This is a genomic window from Kitasatospora sp. NPDC001540 (assembly GCF_042894345.1).
Classification (GTDB): Bacteria; Actinomycetota; Actinomycetes; order Streptomycetales; family Streptomycetaceae; genus Kitasatospora; species Kitasatospora phosalacinea_C.
Genome location: NZ_JBIAVO010000014.1, coordinates 13,356 through 31,100, shown reverse-complemented (window position 1 = coordinate 31,100; position 17,745 = coordinate 13,356). Strand labels below are relative to the sequence as shown.

Annotated in this window: 15 protein-coding genes; 6 read left to right on the top strand and 9 right to left on the bottom strand. The window is 76.4% G+C overall.

What is annotated here, in order from left to right:
- Positions 1-53: 53 nt before the first annotated feature.
- Complete coding sequence (locus tag ACFY00_RS18330) at positions 54-947, bottom strand: hypothetical protein (protein WP_388032525.1); 894 nt, start codon at positions 945-947, stop codon at positions 54-56.
- Between the two features lie 312 nt (positions 948-1,259).
- Positions 1,260-1,922 carry an AAA family ATPase gene (locus tag ACFY00_RS18325; RefSeq protein ID WP_388032524.1) on the bottom strand — a complete coding sequence of 221 codons (663 nt, stop codon included), beginning with the start codon at positions 1,920-1,922 and terminating at the stop codon, positions 1,260-1,262.
- Positions 1,923-2,146: 224 nt separating this feature from the next.
- Between ACFY00_RS18325 and ACFY00_RS18320 the strand changes: the two genes are divergently transcribed.
- The 4 genes from ACFY00_RS18320 (at position 2,147) to ACFY00_RS18305 (ending at position 5,929) form a co-directional block, all read left to right on the top strand.
- Positions 2,147-3,097, top strand: a complete 951-nt coding sequence (locus ACFY00_RS18320) for a RimK family alpha-L-glutamate ligase (RefSeq protein ID WP_388032523.1) — start codon at positions 2,147-2,149, stop codon at positions 3,095-3,097.
- Complete coding sequence (locus tag ACFY00_RS18315) at positions 3,094-3,861, top strand: RimK family alpha-L-glutamate ligase (protein WP_388032522.1); 768 nt, start codon at positions 3,094-3,096, stop codon at positions 3,859-3,861. Before ACFY00_RS18320 ends, ACFY00_RS18315 begins: the two co-directional genes overlap by 4 nt.
- A gap of 134 nt (positions 3,862-3,995) precedes the next feature.
- Complete coding sequence (locus tag ACFY00_RS18310) at positions 3,996-5,708, top strand: GAF domain-containing protein (RefSeq protein WP_388032521.1); 1,713 nt, start codon at positions 3,996-3,998, stop codon at positions 5,706-5,708.
- A gap of 65 nt (positions 5,709-5,773) precedes the next feature.
- A complete protein-coding gene (locus ACFY00_RS18305; protein ID WP_388032520.1) occupies positions 5,774-5,929 on the top strand; it encodes a hypothetical protein in 156 nt (51 codons plus the stop codon).
- Positions 5,930-5,942: 13 nt separating this feature from the next.
- On the opposite strand, the gene ACFY00_RS18300 is transcribed toward ACFY00_RS18305, so the two are convergent.
- The 6 genes from ACFY00_RS18300 to ACFY00_RS18275 all read right to left on the bottom strand — a co-directional run bounded on the left by ACFY00_RS18300 (position 5,943) and on the right by ACFY00_RS18275 (position 15,235).
- Complete coding sequence (locus ACFY00_RS18300) at positions 5,943-7,280, bottom strand: RNA polymerase sigma factor (RefSeq protein WP_388032519.1); 1,338 nt, start codon at positions 7,278-7,280, stop codon at positions 5,943-5,945.
- The gene (locus tag ACFY00_RS18295) at positions 7,280-7,699 is read right to left on the bottom strand and encodes a YciI family protein (protein ID WP_388032518.1); all 420 of its coding nucleotides are present in this window, start codon (positions 7,697-7,699) and stop codon (positions 7,280-7,282) included. Before ACFY00_RS18295 ends, ACFY00_RS18300 begins: the two co-directional genes overlap by 1 nt.
- 149 nt (positions 7,700-7,848) lie before the next feature.
- Entirely contained in the window at positions 7,849-8,400 is a 552-nt protein-coding gene (locus ACFY00_RS18290) for a hypothetical protein (RefSeq protein ID WP_388032517.1), read from the bottom strand.
- 111 nt (positions 8,401-8,511) lie between these two features.
- On the bottom strand, positions 8,512-10,515 hold the full coding sequence (locus ACFY00_RS18285; RefSeq protein WP_388032516.1) for a hypothetical protein: 2,004 nt from the start codon (positions 10,513-10,515) through the stop codon (positions 8,512-8,514).
- Positions 10,512-14,144: a DUF5682 family protein gene (locus ACFY00_RS18280; protein ID WP_388032515.1), complete on the bottom strand. Its 3,633-nt coding sequence runs from the start codon at positions 14,142-14,144 to the stop codon at positions 10,512-10,514. The genes ACFY00_RS18285 and ACFY00_RS18280 overlap by 4 nt, the downstream gene beginning before the upstream one ends.
- Positions 14,144-15,235, bottom strand: coding sequence for an AAA family ATPase (locus ACFY00_RS18275; RefSeq protein WP_388032514.1), 1,092 nt, complete (start codon positions 15,233-15,235; stop codon positions 14,144-14,146). Before ACFY00_RS18275 ends, ACFY00_RS18280 begins: the two co-directional genes overlap by 1 nt.
- Before the next feature lie 242 nt (positions 15,236-15,477).
- On the opposite strand from ACFY00_RS18275, the gene ACFY00_RS18270 reads away from it, so the two are divergent.
- A complete protein-coding gene (locus ACFY00_RS18270) occupies positions 15,478-16,266 on the top strand; it encodes a GNAT family N-acetyltransferase (RefSeq protein WP_388032513.1) in 789 nt (262 codons plus the stop codon).
- On the opposite strand, the gene ACFY00_RS18265 is transcribed toward ACFY00_RS18270, so the two are convergent.
- Positions 16,245-17,102: a hypothetical protein gene (locus ACFY00_RS18265; RefSeq protein ID WP_388032512.1), complete on the bottom strand. Its 858-nt coding sequence runs from the start codon at positions 17,100-17,102 to the stop codon at positions 16,245-16,247. The two genes, ACFY00_RS18270 and ACFY00_RS18265, sit on opposite strands and share 22 nt — an antisense overlap.
- Before the next feature lie 91 nt (positions 17,103-17,193).
- On the opposite strand from ACFY00_RS18265, the gene ACFY00_RS18260 reads away from it, so the two are divergent.
- Positions 17,194-17,733, top strand: coding sequence for an AAA family ATPase (locus tag ACFY00_RS18260; RefSeq protein ID WP_388032511.1), 540 nt, complete (start codon positions 17,194-17,196; stop codon positions 17,731-17,733).
- Positions 17,734-17,745: the final 12 nt, after the last annotated feature.

Below are 17,745 nucleotides of genomic sequence, written 5' to 3'. Positions count from 1 at the left end.
CGGAAGCGGGCGTGAGCAGGCAGAATGGGGGTCGATACGCTGCCGGGAGGGGTTCAGGCGGTGGGGACGGCGGGGGATTCGGCCGCTGTGGTGGTGGTTTCGGTTTCGGTTTCGGTTTCGGTGGCTGCGGTGGCCAGGCGGTCGCCGATCGCGTCGATCTCCGCCGAGAGTTGGGCGCGCAGCGCGGGCAGCAGGGCCAGGGCCGCGCGGGCGGCCTCCGGGTCGGGGTGCGGGTCCTGGTGGGCGGCGGTGACGGCCGTGCGCAGCGGCAGCACGGCCAGCGCGGTCTCCCACGCGGTGCGGTGCACGCCGGTGGCGTAGCGGGCCGTCAGGTACTCCAGCGGGGAGAGCGCGAGCTCGTCCCGGTCGGCCGGTCCGGCCAGGCGGTGCTCGGGCAGCAGCCAGGCCACCCCGTCCCGCGCGACCAGGTCGAAGGCCCGGGACAGGTCCGGGGCCGCCGGGCCGCGCGCCGACTCGATGGTCGAGGCCGCCAACAGCCGCTCCAGCATGGCCGCTTCGCGCGGACCGGACGGCCGGTCCGGATGCTCCTGCCCCGCCAGCAACTGCTCCAGGTGGTAGCGCTGACCCCAACTGCCCACCGAGCGGTGCATCGCACCCGCCCGGGTCTCCCGGATCGCCGCCAGCGCCAGCGCCCGGGTGGTCAGGTCCCGGCGCACCGCGAACGCCGCGCCCGCCCCGTCCGGGAACAGCCGCCCCAGCGCGGTCCGCACCGCGTCCACCGTCGGCCCGTCGTACCAGCGCAGCGTCCAGCGCGGTTCGGTCGGGGCGGGCGAGGAATCGGGCGACGGCTCGTGCCGGACGTCGTGCCGGGGCTCGTACTGCGGCTCGAACGGGACGCGGAACTGCACCGACAGACGGTCGGCGATCCGCCGGGCCTGCGGGCCGCGCAGCACCTGCTCCGGCCTCTGCGTCTGCGCCTGTGCCACTGGCAGGGGCTGCGGTTGCGGGGACGGAGCGGACGCGGGCGCGGACGAGGCGGCGCGCTCCGGAGTACGTTCGGGGGTGCCCATGGCGGGAGACTAGCCACGTCCGGGCCCGGCAACGGGCGACGCGCGGACGGGCTCAACCGTTCGCCGCAACCCGCGAGCGGGAAGTGGCGGCGCGGCGACCGACAACCGGCGGACGCCCTGAGCGGCGAGCGGCCAAGCGGCGGTCGATGGCTGGCGAGCGGAGAACGGCGAGCGTTCGGGCGGCGGGTGGGGCGTGGTGGCGGGGGCGGGGGGTGTGCGGGGTGGGGGTCAGGCGGTGGTGGCGGCCTGCAGTGGTTCGCGGCGCGGGAGCGGGACGGGGTGGGGCAGGGGCAAGGGGCTTGCGGGAGTGGTGAATTCGATGGCGGTCAGGCGGGCGGCCGCCTCGCGGGGGAGCAGGACGGCGGAGGCCAGGCCGGGCGGCAGCGGGCCGTCGGCGGTGGCCAGGGCGCGCAGGGCGGCCCAGGCGCGGCGGTGGCGGGCGAAGGCGTACCGGGAGACCTGGCGGCCGCGGCGGCGCTGGCCGTCGGCGGCCTGGGCCGGGCTGGCGTCCAGCAGGAGTAGGTGCAGGCGGCGGCCCTGCCGGGCGGTGGCGCGGGCCAGGGCGCGGCGCACCCAGGGCAGGGTGCCGCAGTCGTGCACGACCAGCGGGCCGCCGGCCCGGACCGCCGCGCGCAGCCGCAGGTAGTGGGCGAGCCGGACCAGCGGCCGGTACAGGGCGTACGGGACGCCGGGGAGGGCGCGGGCGAAGGCGGCCCGGGTGTGCTGGGAGTCGATCACCCGGACGCGGGCGCAGCGCCGCATCAGGGTGCTCTTGCCGCTGCCGGGCAGGCCGGAGACCACCAGCACGTCGTCCGCCGGGTAGGCCAGCCGGGCCGGGGCGGGACGGTCGGTCAGGTCGTGTCGGGCGTGCGGGCGCAGCAGCGGGTGCACACGGTCCTCCTCAAAGAGTGCGCCAAGGGGGCGTCATGAGAACGTCATGCCCGGGACGTACGGTTCCAGACCTGCGGCAACGCACCTGTGACGCGGCTGTATCCGTTCCCGGACACCCTGGGTGAAATGCGGCGGATGATCCATGGCAGGGTGGGCGGATGCGATTCGCCCCGGGGGAGTCCGGCGGGGGCGAGGGGAACAGTGGGAAAGTGGGGTGGGGGCACATGGGGCACATGAGGTTCTGCTTCCTGGTGGAGGAGCACTACCGCAACGACGGGATGCCGCTGGCCGTGGTCGAGCACCTGCGGGCGGTCGGCCACCGGGTGGACGTGCTGCGGCCCGGCGCGGACCTGCTCGACCTCGCCAAGCTGGTGCGCAGCGGCAAGCACGACGCCTGGGTGCTGAAGACCGTCTCCGGCGGCCCGGGCCTGGGCCTGCTGGAGTCCGCCGCCGCGGCCGGTCTGACCACCGTCAACGACGCCCGGGCGATCCGTCCGGTCCGGGACAAGGCGCAGGCCGCCGTGGTCGCCGCGCTGCACGGCCTGCCGATGCCGCGGACGTGGGCCGCCGCCGACCCGGCCGCGTTCGCCGCGATCGGCGCCCGCCGCTACCCGCTGGTCGTCAAGCCCGCCGACGGCTCCTCCGGGCGCGCCGTCCACCTGGTCGAACGGCCCGAGCAGCTCGCCGAGTTGACCGCCCCCGCGGACGGCGGACTGCTGATCGCCCAGCCCTACGTCCGCAACGACGGCTGCGACCTGAAGGTGTACTGCGCGGGCGGCGAGTTCTTCGCCACCCTGCGCACCTCACCACTGCACCCGCACCACCCCGCGGTGGAACGCCCCGTCCCGCTGCCGCGCGAGGTCGCCGCGCTGGCCGCGCAGGTCGGCGAGGTGTTCGGCCTCGACCTGTACGGGCTGGACGTGCTGCTGGGCCCCGACGGCCCCGTGGTCGTCGACGTCAACGACTTCCCGAGCTTCCGCCAGGTCCCGCGCGCCGTCGAGCGGGTGGCCGACGCGGTGGTCCGGCTCGCCCGCACCGGCTCCTCCTGGCCCACCCCCGGCGCGCGCCACCTGCTCACCGACGCCGCCGTCCCCGGCACCGCCGCCCCCGGTACCGCCGTTACCGGTACCGCCGTTCCCGGCGCTGTAGTCCCCGACGCCCGGGCCGCCCGGTGAACGCCCCACGGCCGCGGCGGCCGGTGCGGATCGCCCTGATCGCCCGCGAACCCGACCACCCGCTGCTCGCCGGAGTGCGCCAACTCCTGGAGCGGGACGGCCATCTGACGGTCGGTCAGGACGAGGCGGCCGACGTGGTGCTGCTCAAGGCGCGCGGCGAGCAGGAGCTCCGCCGCGCCGCGCAGTACGAGCGGGCGGGCACCCCGGTGCTCAACTCCGCCGGAGCCACCGGCCGTTGCCAGGACCGCGACTGGATGGAGCGCACCGCCCGGGCCGCCGACCTGCCCTTCGCGCCCACCCTCGCCCGCGGTGTCCTCGGCCGACTCCCTTGGGGCGGACCGGTGGTGGTCAAGAGCCTGCACAGCCGCAAGGAGGACCTGGTCGCCCGCGCTGACACCCCCGAGCAGTGGCGCGCGCTCGTCGAGCAGTGGCCCGGCGAACCCGTGCTCACCCAGCGGCCGGTGGACGGCGACGGCTGGGACCGCAAGGTGTGGGTGGTCGGCGGCCAGGTCTTCGCCGAGCAGCGCCGCTCCGAACTCGTCCCGGGCGCACCCGAAGGCCGCCCCTGGACGCCCGACGGGCGGGAGCGCGCGATCGCCCTCGCCGCCGGGCCCGCCTTCGGCCTCGAGGTGTACGGCGTCGACCTGCTGCCCGGCCCCGACGGCCCCGTGGTCGTCGACGTCAACGCCTTCCCGGGCGTCCGCCACCAGCCGGGCGCCCCGGAGGCGCTCGCCGCGCTCGTGCTGCGCACCGCCGGTCGCTGACGCGCCGGGTCCTCGCCCGCGGTGACCTGCCGGTTCGCGGGGCGGCCGGGCCTGCCGCAGCCCGCCCCGTGGGGCCGTGCCGCCCCGGGGGTCTGCGAGAATCGGCGGCGGAGCCACGGACGAGGAGGAGCGCGGTGCGCGAGGAGGAACCGCGGTCGCGGCTGCCGCAGCTGAGGCTGGACGAGCTGCTGGCCGAGCTGCAGGCCCGGATCGACGTGGCCCGGGGCACCCGCGACCGGGTGCACAGCCTGCTGGAGGCCGTCCTGTCGGTCGGCCGCGAGCTGGAGCTGACCCAGGTGCTGCGCCGGATCGTGGAGGCCGCGGCCTTCCTCGCCGACGCCAGGTACGCGGCGCTCGGCATCATCGGCCCCGACGGCGACACCCTCTCGCAGTTCCTCACCGTCGGCCTGGACGAGGAGGAGATCGCCCGGATCGGCCCCTACCCCACCGGCAAGGGCCTGCTCGGCGAACTCATCCGGCACCCGCAGCCGCTGCGCCTGGACGACCTCAAGCAGCACCCGGCGTCCACCGGCTGCCCCGCCCACCACCCCGAGATGCGGACCTTCCTGGGCCTGCCGGTGCGGGTGCGCGACGAGGTGTTCGGCAACATCTACCTGACCGACAAGCGCGGCGCCGCCGGGTTCGACGACGACGACGAATCGGTGATCGCCACCCTCGCGGTCGCCGCGGGCGTGGCCATCGACAACGCCCGCCTGTACGAGGAGGCGCAGCGCCGCCAGCGCTGGCTGACCGCCACCGCCGAGATCAACCGCCGCCTGCTGTCCGGCAGTTCGCGCACCCAGGTGGTGGAGCTGATCGCCCAGCGGGCCTGCGACATCTCCGGCGCGCAGTGGGCCGAGGTGCTCACCACGCTGCCCGACGGCGCCGGTCTGCGGGTCGAACTGGCCCTCGGCGGGGACGTCAACGGGCGGGTCGGGGTGGACGTGCCGCTGGACGGCACGATCTCCGGCGCGGCCTGCGCGACTGGCTACCCGGTGACCTCGCCCGACCTGACGGCCGACCCGCGCTACCCCGCCTGCGTGCCCCGCTTCGCGGGCACCGGACCGGCCGTCGCGGTGCCGCTGGGCCGGGCCGAGGGCCACACCGAGGGCGTGCTGCTGCTGGTGCGCGGCAGCGGCGGGGCCGAGTTCACCGAGCGCGAGATCGACCCGCTGCTGGGCTTCGCCGACCAGGCCGCGCTCGCCCTGGAACTGGCCGAACGGCGGCGCGACGCCGAGCAGTTGGCCGTCCTGGAGGACCGCGACCGGATCGCCCGCGACCTGCACGACCTGGCCATCCAGCGGCTGTTCGCGACCGGCATGACGCTGCAGAGCGCCTCCCGGTTCATCGACCACCCCGGGGCCGCCGACCGGGTGCTGCGGGCCGTCGGCGACCTGGACGAGACCATCAAGATCATCCGCTCGACGATCTTCGGCCTGCGGGTCCGCGAGGCCGGTGCCGGGCAGGGCCTGCGGGCCCGCGCCGTGCACGTGGTCGAGGAGGCCCAGGCCGTCCTCGGCTTCGCCCCGCGCCTGAGCATGGAGGGCCTGCTCGACACCGACGTGCCGCCCGCGGTCGCCGACCACCTGGTCGCCGTCCTCGGCGAGGCGCTCAGCAACGCCGCCCGCCACGCCCGGGCCGGCCGGGTCGAGGTCACCCTGCAGGCCGCCGGCGGACAGGTCGCCCTGACCGTCCAGGACGACGGCACCGGCATCCCGGCCCAGGGCCGCCGCAGCGGCCTGCGCAACCTGGAGGAGCGCGCCCGCACCCTCGGCGGCGCCCTCACCGTCACTGCCCCGCCCGCGGGCGGCACCGTGCTCAACTGGACGGCACCGCTGGGCCACTGAGACGGCGGCGGGCCGCTCCGCTATGCTCTGTGCTCGAACCGGTCGGCGGGTGGTGAGGAGACGGCATGGCGGCGGGCGGAGTGACGCGCGAGACGGTGCGGCGGGCCGTCCGGTGGGCGGTCGTCGTGGCGTTCGCGGGCTACGCGCTCTCCGCGGGGGCCGGGATGCTCCAGTTGCCCCGCTACCTTTTCGCCCTCCTGCGCGGGGACGTCCACCCCTGATCGGGCGGGCCGTTCAGCCCAGGGCGGCCGCCTTGCGGAGCAGGACGGCGCGTTCGCGGGCGTTGCGGCACAGGCGGGCGGCGAGTTCGAGTTCGGTGCGGGCCTCGGTGGTGCGGCCCAGGCGGGTGAGGAGTTCGCCGCGGACGCCCGGCAGCAGGTGGGAGCCCGGCAGGCGGTCGGCGGCGAGCAGCTCGTCGACGATGGCCAGCGCCTCGGCCGGGCCGCTCGCCATCGCGACCGCGACCGCCCGGTTGAGTTCGACCACCGGGGACGGCGCGACCCGGCCGAGCGCCTCGTACAGCAGCACGATGCGCTCCCAGTCGGTCTCCGCCGCCGAGGGCGCCACCGCGTGGCAGGCCGCGATCGCCGCCTGCAGGCCGTACGGGCCCAGGCCGCGCCCCGCCGAGGTGGCCCGGCCCAGGGCGGCCAGGCCGCGCCGGATCGCCGAGCGGTCCCAGCGGGTGCGGTCCTGGTCCTCCAGCAGCACCGCCTCCCCGTCCGGCCCGGTGCGGGCCGGGAAACGGGCCGCAGTGAGCTCGAACAGGGCCAGCAGGCCGTGCGGTTCGGGTTCGGCGGGCAGCAGGGCGGTCAGCGTCCGGGCCAGCCGCAGGGCCTCGTGGGCGAGGTCGGGGCGCAGCAGGTCCTCGCCCGCCGTCGCCGTCGAACCCTCCGTGAAGACCACGTACAGCACGCTCAGCACCGCGCCCAGCCGGGCCCGGCGCTCCTCGGCGGGCGGGAGTTCGAACGGGACGCGGGCCGCGGCGACGGTCTTCTTCGCCCGGGTGATCCGGGCCTGCACGGTCGGCACCGGCACCAGGAACGCGCGGGCGATCTCCTCGCTGGACAGGCCGCTCACCACGCGCAGCGTCAGCGCCACCCGGGCCTCGGGCGAGAGCACCGGGTGGCAGGCGGTGAACACCAGCGCCAGCACGTCGTCGTCGATCCGGTCCGGGTCCCACGGCAGCTCGTCCGGCCGGGCCGACCCGGGCGCGGCGCCCGCGTCGGCCTCGCCCTCGGCGAGCTGGTTCGCCAGCAGCGCGTAGCGCTCATCCAGCGCCGCGCGGCGGCGGAAGGCGTCGATCGCCCGCCGCCGCGCGGTGGTCAGCAGCCAGCCCACCGGGTTCGCGGGCGGGCCCCCGCGCGACCAGGCGACCAGCGCCTCCGCGAGGGCCTCCTGGGCGACGTCCTCGGCCAGCGCGAAGTCGCCGGTGTACCGCGCCAGCGCCCCGACGATCCGGGCGGACTCGATCCGCCAGACCGCCGCGACGGCCCGCCGGGCCGGTTCGGTGACCGTCCCCGTGCCGGTGCCCGGGTCCGTGCCCGTCGGGCCGTCGTCGTCGGTCGTGGGCATCAGAGCTGGCCGGTCCGCTCGCGCCAGGCCCGCTCCATCACGACCCACTCGTTGTCCTGCGGGAACTCGTCGATGCTCGGCACCCGCCGCACCTCGCACTTCGCACCCGGCAGCGCCGGAAGGCGCTTGGCCCACTCCACGGCCTCCTCCTTCGAGGCCACGTCGATCAGGTAGAACCCGCCGAACAGCTCCTTCGTCTCCCCGTACGGGCCGTCGGTGACCACCGGAGCCTCGCCGCCGAACTCGACCACCGCGCCCTGGGACGGGTCGTCCAGCCCCTCGGCGGCGATCAGCACGCCCGCCCGGATCAGCTCCTCGTTGAACCGGCCGACGGTCTCGAGCATCTCCTCGAAGGGCGTCTCGAACATCTTCGCCAGGGTCTCGTCCGTCGCCCGCATGATCAGCATGTACTTCGCCATCGCCCTGCTCCTCGTCCTGGGGGCCGTCTTCCGACCCTCTCCGTCCCAAGGTCGAACGGGTCGACCCCGGATCGACACGGAAACCGAAAAACCGCCGTTCTTTTTGCGCGGGGGAATCTTCTTGCGCGGAGGGAGCGCGGACGCTCCGGCTAGCGCTTCGTGACCTGCGGGGCGCCCGGGCGGCCGGTGGCGGGGTCGAGGACGAAGACGGCGGTCTCCTCGTCCGAGGTCACCGTGATCCGGTCCGGGCCGGTCCACGCCGCGCTCTCGTAGTAGCCGTGCCCGGTGCCGTCCCCCCACACGCCGAGTTCCCAGTGGCGGGCGGACCAGCCGGTGCCGGTCACCACCTCCACCTGGTGGAGCGGGTCGATGGAGGAGGCGACGTCGGTCACGGTCAGCGTCAGCCCCGGGCGGTCGGGGTGGGCCTTCCGGTCCACCGGGCGGCCGTTGTTGCCGAAGGCCAGGCCCAGGACGACGTACGGCGCCGAGACGGCGATCAGTCCCACCAGGGCGACGGCGCAGCCGATCTGCGAGAACTTGGTGCGGAACTCCAGTTCGACCACCAGGGAGACCACGACCAGCACCAGCGCGGTGCCCAGCAGCGGCACCGGGTGGTTGAACAACCGTTCCGCCTCCACCAGCCCGCCCGAGCGGGCGCCGGACGTGCCCGCCAGGAAGGCCAGGGCGGCGAGCAGTGCCAACCCCCTGAGTGTCCAGGCGATTTGACGGCGGCGGCGCAGCGTCATCCGGTTCCCTCCCGTGATCGTTCCGGGGACTGTACTACGTGTCCGTCCGATGGGGGGAAGCGGGATTCAGGGCCGACCGGCCTCCTCGCGGTGCAGGTCGAGGGCGGTCAGCAGGTGGATCGCGGCGTCCGCCCAGCGGGCCGGGGACGGGGCGGCGGCCAGGGCGTCCAGCAGGGCGGCCGCGGCGCGCAGGCCGGTGCGGCGCAAGTGGGCCGCGGACGGGGCGAGTTGGTGGGGCAGTGCGGTGTCCAGGCCGGTGCGGGCGAGTTCGGCGAGTGCGGTGCGGGCCGCGGTCAGCGCCTCCGTCAGCGGGTCGGCGGCGACCGGCGGCAGGGCGTCGAACGGGTGCGGCTCGCCCTCCGCGGCCAGGTCCGGGTGCACCAGCCCCGCGTCGGTGCGCACCGCCAGCGGGTCGAGCACCGGACGGCCCGCGGCCTGCCGCAGCAGCCCGCTGACGTGCGAGACCGTGCCGGACTCCAGGGCCGCCGCCAGCGCGTCGATCCGGCCCGGGCAGAGCGCGTCGTGCTCGGCCGACACCAGCACCGCCGTCCCCGCTGCGTCCCGCACCGTCGCCTCCAGTCGCTGCCGGGCCGGGTCGTAGCCCAGCGGACCGACCTCCGCCACGGCCAGCACGTGCGCGTTCTCCGCCTCGATCCGCGGCCGCACCAGCCGCGGCGGACGCCCGCCCAGCGCCCGCAGCCGGGCCGCCGCGTCCGACAGCAGCAGCGGCGCGGGCAGCGACGCCCAGGCGTCACCGAGCGGTGTCACGCTGGTGGAGGCGATCCGGCCGCGCTCCACCGTGACGGCCCGCCCCGCGCTGCGCGAGATCGACTCGCTGACCAGGTTCGCCCCCGCCAGCGCCCGTACCGAGTGCCCCAGCAGTCGTCGGCCCGCCAGTTCGGCGCCCGTCCCCGCCTGGCCCTCCGCCGGCGTCCAGCTCTTGCGCAGCACCAGGGCGATCCCGACGTCCGGCTGCGCCAGGTACACCTCCGCGCACCGCTCCGGGCCGCTCCCGCCGGAGACCCGGCAGCCCAGCGCCACCAGCCGGGTGCGGCGCAACTGCGTGACGGCGCTCTCGCCGCTGCCCAGCGCCAGCGTCCGGTCCGCCGCCCGGTGCCGGGCCAGCAGCTCCGCCAGCAACTCGGCGACCCGGTCCGGGTCGTAGCGGGTGTCCCGGGCCTCGTACGCCGCCAACTGCGCCCGCAGCTCGGCCGCCGCGGCGGCCGGCCAGTGCGCCGAGGCGGACACCAACGCAGCCTGGGCGCACGCCAGTTGGGCCTGCAGGACCGGGCCGGTGCGGGCCGTCCCGGTGCGCAGCAGCTCCTCCGCGAGCGCCGCCACCGCCGCCAGCGGGTCCCCGGACGCGGCCCCCGCCCGCCGGGACGGCCCGCCCCCGCCCACCGTACGGGCCGCCCCCGACGGGGTGCCTTCCTCGTCCGCCGCCCGGAACGCCCAGGCCGCGAGCGTCACCAGCTCGCCGTGCCGGGCCGAAGTCGCCCCGCTCAGCGCGAAGTTCAGGCTGTGCGGGACGGGGAAGCGGACGGTGCAGCTCGGCAGCTCCACCGAGGGCGCCGGATGCTCGGCGTCCATCCGCTGCACCGTCGCCCGCACCCCCCGGTCCCACGCCCGCCGGGCCGCCGCCAGGGCCGGACGGCCGAACGCCGCCAGCAGCGCCGCATCGTCGAACTCGGCCGGGGACCACGGGAGTCGCGGCGCCTCGGAGGGCGGGGCCGGTGGGTCCGCGGGAGCGGAGGAGGGAGTGGACGCGGTGGGCCCGGCGGCCCGGGCCTGGACCTGGGCCTGGTAGGCGAGGACCAGGCCCACCAGGTGGCGGCACACGCCCGGCGCCGGGCAGCTGCACCGGCCCGCGTCCAGCGGCACCCCGGCGGGCAGCGCCGCCCGGCTGCCGTCCGGGAACGCGGCCGACACCTCGCCGTCCGCGCCCAGCTCCACCGACGGGCCCGCGCCCGCCTCCAGTTCGCGCGCCGCCCGCTTCACCAGGCCGCGGTTGGCCAGCGCGGCCAGCGTGTCGGCGTCCAGCGCCAGCAGGTCCGCCCGGGGCGCGCTCACCGGCCCACCTTCTCCGCCACGAACGCGGCCAGCGCGCCCGGCGTCATCGCACCCACGTGCGCGCCCAACCCGACCAGCCGGGCCGCCAGTTCGCGGTCGTACACCGGATCGGCCTCCTCGTCCAACGCCGCCAGCCCGAGCACCGTGGTGCCCTGCTCCACCAACTTCCGTACCCCGCGCAGCAGTCGGCCGGTGTCGCCGCCCTCGTAGAAGTCCGACACCAGTACCACGATGCTGCGCCGCGGGTTGTCCAGCAGCCCGGCCCCGTAGTCCACCGCCCGGGCGATGTCGGTGCCGCCGCCCAACTGCACCCGCATCAGCAGCTCCACCGGATCCGTCACGTCCTCCGTCAGGTCCACCACCGAGGTGTCGAACGCCACCAGGTGGGTGCGCAGCCCCGGCAGGTTCCACAGGCAGGCCGCCGTCACCGCGGAATGGATCACCGACCCGACCATCGAGCCCGACTGGTCGACCAGCAGCACCAGTTGCCACTGCTCCAGGGTGCGCCGGGTCCGGGTGTGGAAGTACGGCCGCTCGATCAGCAGCCGCCGCTGCTCGGGCTGGTAGTGCGCCAGGTTCGCCCGCACGGTGGAACGGAAGTCGAAGTTCCGGGCCAGCGGGATCCGGCTGCGGCCCGGCGCCCGGGCGCCCGTGAACGCCCGGCGCACCTCGGGGCGCAGCCGCTCCAGCAGCTCGCGCACCACCGCCTCGACCAACGTGCGGGCCAGCGAGAGGAGTTCCGGGTTCATCAGGTGCTTGGTGCGCAGCACGGCGCGCAGCAGCGCCGGGCTCGGCTCCACCCGGGAGAGCACCTCCGGGTCGGTGACGATCTCGTCGATGCCGTACCGCTCCACCGCGTCCCGCTCCAGGCGCTCCACGGTCTCCTTCGGGAACAGCCGGTGCACGTCCTCCAGCCAGTCCACGGGCGTCACCCGGGACGCCTCGCTGCCGCCGCTGCGCGAACCGTCCCCGCCGGAGCCGGGCCCGCTCCGGCGGACCCCGCGGCGGCCCGCCTCCGGGTCGCGCCCGTACAGCCACTCCAGCGCGGCGTCCTGTGCGGCCGCGAGCTCGCCGAGGCCGCCGGTGCAGCGTTCGGCGGCGGCGCCGAGGATCAGGCGCCAGCGCTCCAGGCCCTCGTCGGGGAGGGGCGCGGAGGGCGGGGCGGGGGCGCTCCCGGCGGGTCGGGGTTCGGGTTCGGGGGCGGCTTCGGGGGGTTCGGGTGAGGTGGGGGCGTCGGTGGGGGCGCCGGTCGGGGCGAGGCCGTAGCGGGAGAGCAGGTCGGTGACGGCGAGTTCGAGGCCGGCGGCGCGGGCGAGCAGGGTCGGGTCGGCGCTGGTGCGCAGCAGGCTGCGGGCCGAACCGGTGCGGCCGCGGAGGGCCAGCAGGCGTTGGGCGATCCGCTCGCGTTCGCGCGGCGGGAAGTAGCCGAAGGCCTGGCGCAGCGCGGGCAGGCCGGAGAGGAACTCGGCGGTCGGCAGCCCGGTGACGATCGCGTCCAGGGCGTCGAACAGTGAGGCGTCCCCGACCGTGTCCAGGGCGGGCCCGGTCAGCTGCTCGCGCGCCAGCACGAACAGCCCCGACAGCCAGTCGCCCAGGCGCTCCGGCTCGCCGGCCAGCGCCCGGGCCTGCCCGGCGACCGCCTCGGACGAGAACGCGACGGGGGCCGGTGCGGGCCCGGCTGCCGTGGCGCCGTCCGCGGACAGCGACCAGCGCAGCCCGAGGGCCGCGCCGCGCAGGTCCGGGGGAGCGGCCGGGTCGGCGGCGACGCGGGCGGCGGTGGCCAGCGCGGCCGAGCGCGGGAGGGTGAGGACGGGCGCGGCGTGCCGGAGGGCGTCGCGGGCCGCGGCGGCGGCGCGCAGGCGGCCGTGGTCGACGCCGGTGCCGCCGTGCAGGCCCTCGGACAACCACAGCACCCGCTGCAGGGCGGTGTCGACCAGCCCGGCCAGCCGTGGATCGGCGCCGACGCCGTAGATCCGGTCGTGCCGCCACAGGTCCAGCGTGGTGGCCAACACCTCACCCACCGCGCCGAGTTCGGGTACCCGGCCGATGCGCTCGGCCAGCGTCTCCAGCAACTCGCCGGTCAGCGCGCCGACCCCGCACAGCACGGCGTCGAACAGCAGCCCGGCCAGGGCCGCCGGATCCGTGTCCGCGTTCCGGGCCCGTTCGGCCAGCGCCACGGCCGCCGCGTCGGACAGCTGCGCCCCGTAGGCCCCGGCCTCGATCAGCGCGGCGTCGCGCCGGTGCGCCCAGCCCGGCGCGGACGGCACCCAGTGCTCGGTGAACACCGGGTCGCCGCCGCCGGTCGGGCCGCTCTCCCGGTCGTGCCCCGGCACGCCCAGCACCCGCAGCCGGTGCAGGAAGCGGCTGCGCCGCAGACCCTCCGGGGAGGTCAGGTCGGCCGTCGCCGCCTTGCCCGTCTCGACGCCGCAGGCGGCCTGTTCGGCCGCCACGTCGTGGACCAGCGGCGGCGCGGGGGTGTCCGGGTGCAGGCGGCCGCGGCGCTCTCCGGTGCCCGCCGCGACCAGGGCCCGCACCAGCGGGTCGGTGCCGGAGGTCGGGCGCCCGCGGAGCTGCCAGGGCAGCGGCTGGTCCAGCGCCTCGCCGACCAGCCCCGAGACCAGGCCGTCCAGCACGTCGGCCCGCGAACGCGTCCGGTGCCCGCGCATCGCGGCCAGGCCGTCGGCGAGGGTGCGGGCCGCGATCAGGTCGGCCGTCGACACCCGCACCTTCGCCGCCCGCAGCCGCCGCACCACCTCCGCGACCAGGCCGTCGGCCGCGCCCTGCGGGCCGCGCTCCCACAGCAGTTGGTAGTAGCCGGGGGAGGGCATGCCGGACTGGTAGCCGCCGAACGCGTCCAACTGCCGGAAGGAGTACGGCACCAGGTGGCTCCCGCCGACCGCGCCCTCCGGCGGTCGCGGGACCTCGGGCCACTCCGGTTCGGCCGCCCCCGAGGCGGCCAGCGTGCGCAGCGCGGGCGTGTGGAAGCCGCCGGTGACCACCAGCACCGGCCCGTCGCCGCGGGCCAACGCGGCCCGCACCCAGCGCGCCATGTACGCCTCGCGGGCCGCGTCGCCCTCGTCCGCGGCCGCGTCGCCGCGCACCAACGCGAAGTAGGCGTCCAGCCGTTCGGCCAGGCCGTCCGGCTCGGGGAGCTCGAACAGGCCGTCCCACAGGGTGTCCGGCGAGTCCGTCCCGAAGGCCCGGCACAGCCGCTCGGTGGCCTCCGCGTACCGGGCCTCCGCGTCCGCGAACCGGTTCGCCAGCGGGCGCACCCGGTCGGTGAACGCCGGGTGCCAGGCCGGGAGGTCGACGAAGCGCACCTGCGCGCCCGCCGCCCGGCCCTCGGTCAGCGCCACCCACTCCGGCGAGTACGCGCACAGCGGCGCCCAGGACGTCGCCGTCCGCTCCTCGTCCCGGTAGTGGCTGAACACCGCGACCGGCAGCTCGTGCCCCAGCAGCAGCTCGTCCAGCCGCGGGTTCAGGTCCGCCGGGCCCTCGATCAGCACGTGCGCGGGCTGCAACTCCCGTACGGTGCGCGCCACCAGGGACGCGCAGGCGGGCGAGTGGTGCCGCACGCCCAGGAACACCGCCGCGGACGCCGCCTGCGGGAGCCGGGTGCCGCGCGCCATCAGTCGGCCAGCAGGTGGCGGGCGTCGTACAGTTCGCGCCAGCGGCCGCCCTTGCGGCGCTCCGCCTGCTGCTCCAGGAAGCGCCGCAGCCGGGCCAGGTCGTCCGGGCTGTCCTTGGCCGCCGTACCGGCCAGGCAGGTCACCAGGTCGGCGGCGTTGCCCGGCTCCTGGCGCAGGAACCAGCCGCGCACCCCCACCGCGTGCGCCACCGACACCGCCTCGGCGGTGCTCAGCACCGCCGAGCTCTTCCCGCCGCCCGCGTCCGGCGAGCGCAGCTCGCGGAACGTCGCCACCAGCACCTCCAGCAGGTCCCGCTGCGGGGCCGGCTCGACGCCGGAACGGCGCAGCAGCGCCGCCGACTCGGCCTCCACCAGGGCGACCTCGGTGTCGAAGTCGGCGATCGGGAACACCGTCTCGAAGTTGAAGCGGCGCTTCAGCGCGGCGCTCATCTCGTTGACGCCGCGGTCCCGGGTGTTCGCGGTGGCGATCACGTTGAACCCGGCGCTCGCGAACACCATGCCGTCCGGTCCGTCCAACTCCGGTACCGCCAGCACCCGTTCGGACAGCAGCGAGAGCAGGCAGTCCTGCACCTCCAGCGGGCAGCGGGTGATCTCCTCGAACCGGACGACCTTCCCCTGCGCCATGCCCTTCAGCATCGGCGCGGGCACCAGCGAACGCGTCGACGGGCCCTCCGACACCAGCAGCGCGTAGTTCCAGCCGTACTTGATCTGGTCCTCGGTGGTCGCCGCCCCGCCCTGCACCGTCAGCGTGGACGTCCCGCTCACCGCCGCCGCGATCAGCTCCGACAGCAGCGACTTCGCCGTCCCCGGCTCACCCACCAGCATCAGCCCGCGGTCGGTCGCCAGCGTCACCAGCGCCCGCTCCACCAGTGCCGCGTTCCCGACGAACTTCCGGCTGATCCCGGCCCGTTCGTCCCCCACCACGAAACTGCGCGCCGCCCGCAGGCTCAACTCCCAACCCGGCGGCCGCGGATCGCCGTCCCGCTCGCGCAGCACCGCCAACTCCTCCGCGAAGCGCACCTCGGCGGGCGGCCGCTGCAGGTCGGAACGGTCGGCGGTCGGAACGGGCATCGCACAATCCTCGGAGCAGAAGGGGAACCGGCGCAGCAGCAAGTACGGGGACGATCCTCTCAAGCCCCCGCAGACCACCCGCCCCCGGGCTCCCACCCGCGGACCGGCCGCCCACTGCGCACAGACCGTAGCCGCCGGCACCGACAGCACCGGTCGGACCGGCGTTCCGTGGCTGACGGTGGGGTGTCATGGTTCCGCAACAGTGTGCGAACCGTGTGCGGCGGGGCGCCTAGGTTGGGCGGATGAGCGAACTGTCGATCGACGAGGTCGCCGCCGCCGGGGCGGCCTGGGTGTGGACGCCGGACGACGCGGAGGTGTTCCGGGACGGGACGTGCACCGTGCTGCGGCTGCCCGAGCACTACTCCTTCGACCTCTCGGTGGTGTCCTTCACGCCCGCCGGGCCGCTGTCCGGGGCGGTGGACGCCGTGCTGGCGCTGGCCCGGACGCTCGGGCCGCGGGTGCTGGACTGGCAGGTGCTGATCGGCGACCCGCCCGGGCTGGGGGAGGAGCTGGCGGCCCGCGGCGGGCGGGTCAAGCTCGACCTGGAGATCCTGGCCGCCGACCTGACCGGGGGCGCGCCGCACCTGCCCCCGCCCGCCGTGGAGGTGGAGTTGCGCTGGGCCACGGACCCCGCGACCGCCCTCGACGCGGTGGCCGCGGAGGCCGCCGGGTTCGGCGGCGCGCTGCCGCCCGCGAGGCGCGCCGAGCGGGTGGCGGAGCGGGGCGCGCGGAGCGTCCCGGCGGGCGGGGGCGGGACGGTGGTCGCCTACGTGGACGGCGAACCGGCCGGGGCGGGCGGCGTCGCGCTGGTGGACGGTGTGGCCCGGCTCGTCGGCGGCGCGGTCGTCCCGTCCCGGCGGGGCCGCGGGGTGTACCGGGCGCTGCTGGCGGCCCGGCTCTCCTACGCGGCGGCGCACGGCGCGCGGATGGCCCTGGTCAAGGGCAACCCGGCGACGTCCGGGCCGGTCCTGCGGAAGGCCGGGTTCGCCGTCCACGGCCGGGAGCCGGTCTACGCCGTCCCGCTGGACTGAGGGGAGTCGACCCATCCCGGGATGTTCCGGGCGACGGTGATCGACAGCGGCGAGAGCTGCCCCACCAGGGTGTTGAAGTCCCTGGTGCGGCCGTCGGACCACCGGGCCGTGCCGATCATGATGTGGTGGGAGGCGCCGATGAAGTGCTGCACCGTGCCGCTGTCGTCCGGCAGGTGGCGCAGGCCCGAGTCGGCGGGCGGGACCAGGCCGACGACCTGGGGCTTGTCGGCGATCTCGGCCAACGACATCACGAGGTGCGCGGCCTTGGCCGGGTCCTTCATGGTGAACAGCACCAGGTTGTACTGGTTGCCGTCGGCGTCCTTGTACAGCGCCTGGTCGACGCCGAGGCAGCCGCTCCCCTGCACGATCAGCCCGGCGAGGATCGGCGACACCGTGTCGGCGCCGGTGCAGACCGGGTTGGTGGTCTTCGCGACCAGGGTGTACCCCTCCACCCGCGCCGGGAAGATCGACAGCGGCAGCGTCGCGGTCGGGTCGTCGGACGGCAGCGACCCGGCCAGCGCGGAGGTCGGGGCGGCGGGAGAAGCGGGAGCGGACGGGGAGGCGGAGCGGGAGGCCGGTGCGGACGGCGCGGGGGCCGCGGCCGGTTCCGCGCGGGTGGAGCGGAGCGCGTACGCCCCCGCCCCGGCGGCGACCAGCAGGGCGACGGTCAGCGGTAGCAGCACCCGGCGGCGCGAGCGGCGGCCCTCCGGCGGGGCCTGCTGCACCTGCTGTTGTTGCGCGCGTTCGGCGGCGGCGGGTTCGTGCCGCGCGTTGTTCTTCTCGAATTCCCTGACGAACTCGTCCCACAGGTCGTCACCGGATGCACCCTGGTTCACAGCACCCGAACAGTAGTGATCTCCAGCGTGCTTGGGAAGAGCCGTATACGTTCTTGCTGTCAAGGGTGCGGACGGACGGAACGAGGGACGCGTGCTGATCGCGATGGCGGGCCTGCCGGGGGCGGGCAAGAGCACGGTCGCCGAGGCGCTGGGGCGGCGGCTGGCCGCGCCGGTGGTGTCGGTGGACCCGATCGAGGCGGCGATGCGCCGGGCGGGGGTGGCGCCCGACCAGCCCACCGGGCTGGCCGCGTACCTGGTCGCCGAGGCGGTCGCGGACGGGGTGCTGGCGCTGGGGCAGAGCGTGCTGGTGGACGCCGTCAACGCGGTGGAGGCCGCCCGCGGGCAGTGGCGGGCGCTGGCGGACCGGCGCGGGGTGCCGGTGGTGTTCCTGGAGGTGGTGTGCTCGGACCGGGCGGTGCACCGCGAACGGCTGGCGGGCCGCAGGCGGGGCATCGAGGGCTTCCCCGAGCCGAGTTGGGCGTCGGTCGAGCGGCTCCGGGCGGAGTTCGAACCCTGGCCCGGGGAGGGGCCGGAGGGCTCCCGCCGCCCGGAGCGGCTGGTGCTGGACAGCCTGGACGAGGTGGAGCTGAACGTGTCGACGGCGCTGGGCTTCCTGGGCGCCGTCTCCTGAACGGCCGGGCCG

Excerpts from the sequence above, each read along its gene's own strand:
- ACFY00_RS18320 (WP_388032523.1), top strand. The coding sequence starts at position 2,147 with ATGGGGCACATGAGGTTCTGCTTCCTGGTGGAGGAGCACTACCGCAAC.
- ACFY00_RS18305 (WP_388032520.1), top strand. The coding sequence starts at position 5,774 with ATGGCGGCGGGCGGAGTGACGCGCGAGACGGTGCGGCGGGCCGTCCGG.
- ACFY00_RS18300 (WP_388032519.1), bottom strand. The coding sequence starts at position 7,280 with ATGCCCACGACCGACGACGACGGCCCGACGGGCACGGACCCGGGCACC.
- ACFY00_RS18295 (WP_388032518.1), bottom strand. The coding sequence starts at position 7,699 with ATGGCGAAGTACATGCTGATCATGCGGGCGACGGACGAGACCCTGGCG.
- ACFY00_RS18280 (WP_388032515.1), bottom strand. The coding sequence starts at position 14,144 with ATGGCGCGCGGCACCCGGCTCCCGCAGGCGGCGTCCGCGGCGGTGTTC.
- ACFY00_RS18275 (WP_388032514.1), bottom strand. The coding sequence starts at position 15,235 with ATGCCCGTTCCGACCGCCGACCGTTCCGACCTGCAGCGGCCGCCCGCC.
- ACFY00_RS18270 (WP_388032513.1), top strand. The coding sequence starts at position 15,478 with ATGAGCGAACTGTCGATCGACGAGGTCGCCGCCGCCGGGGCGGCCTGG.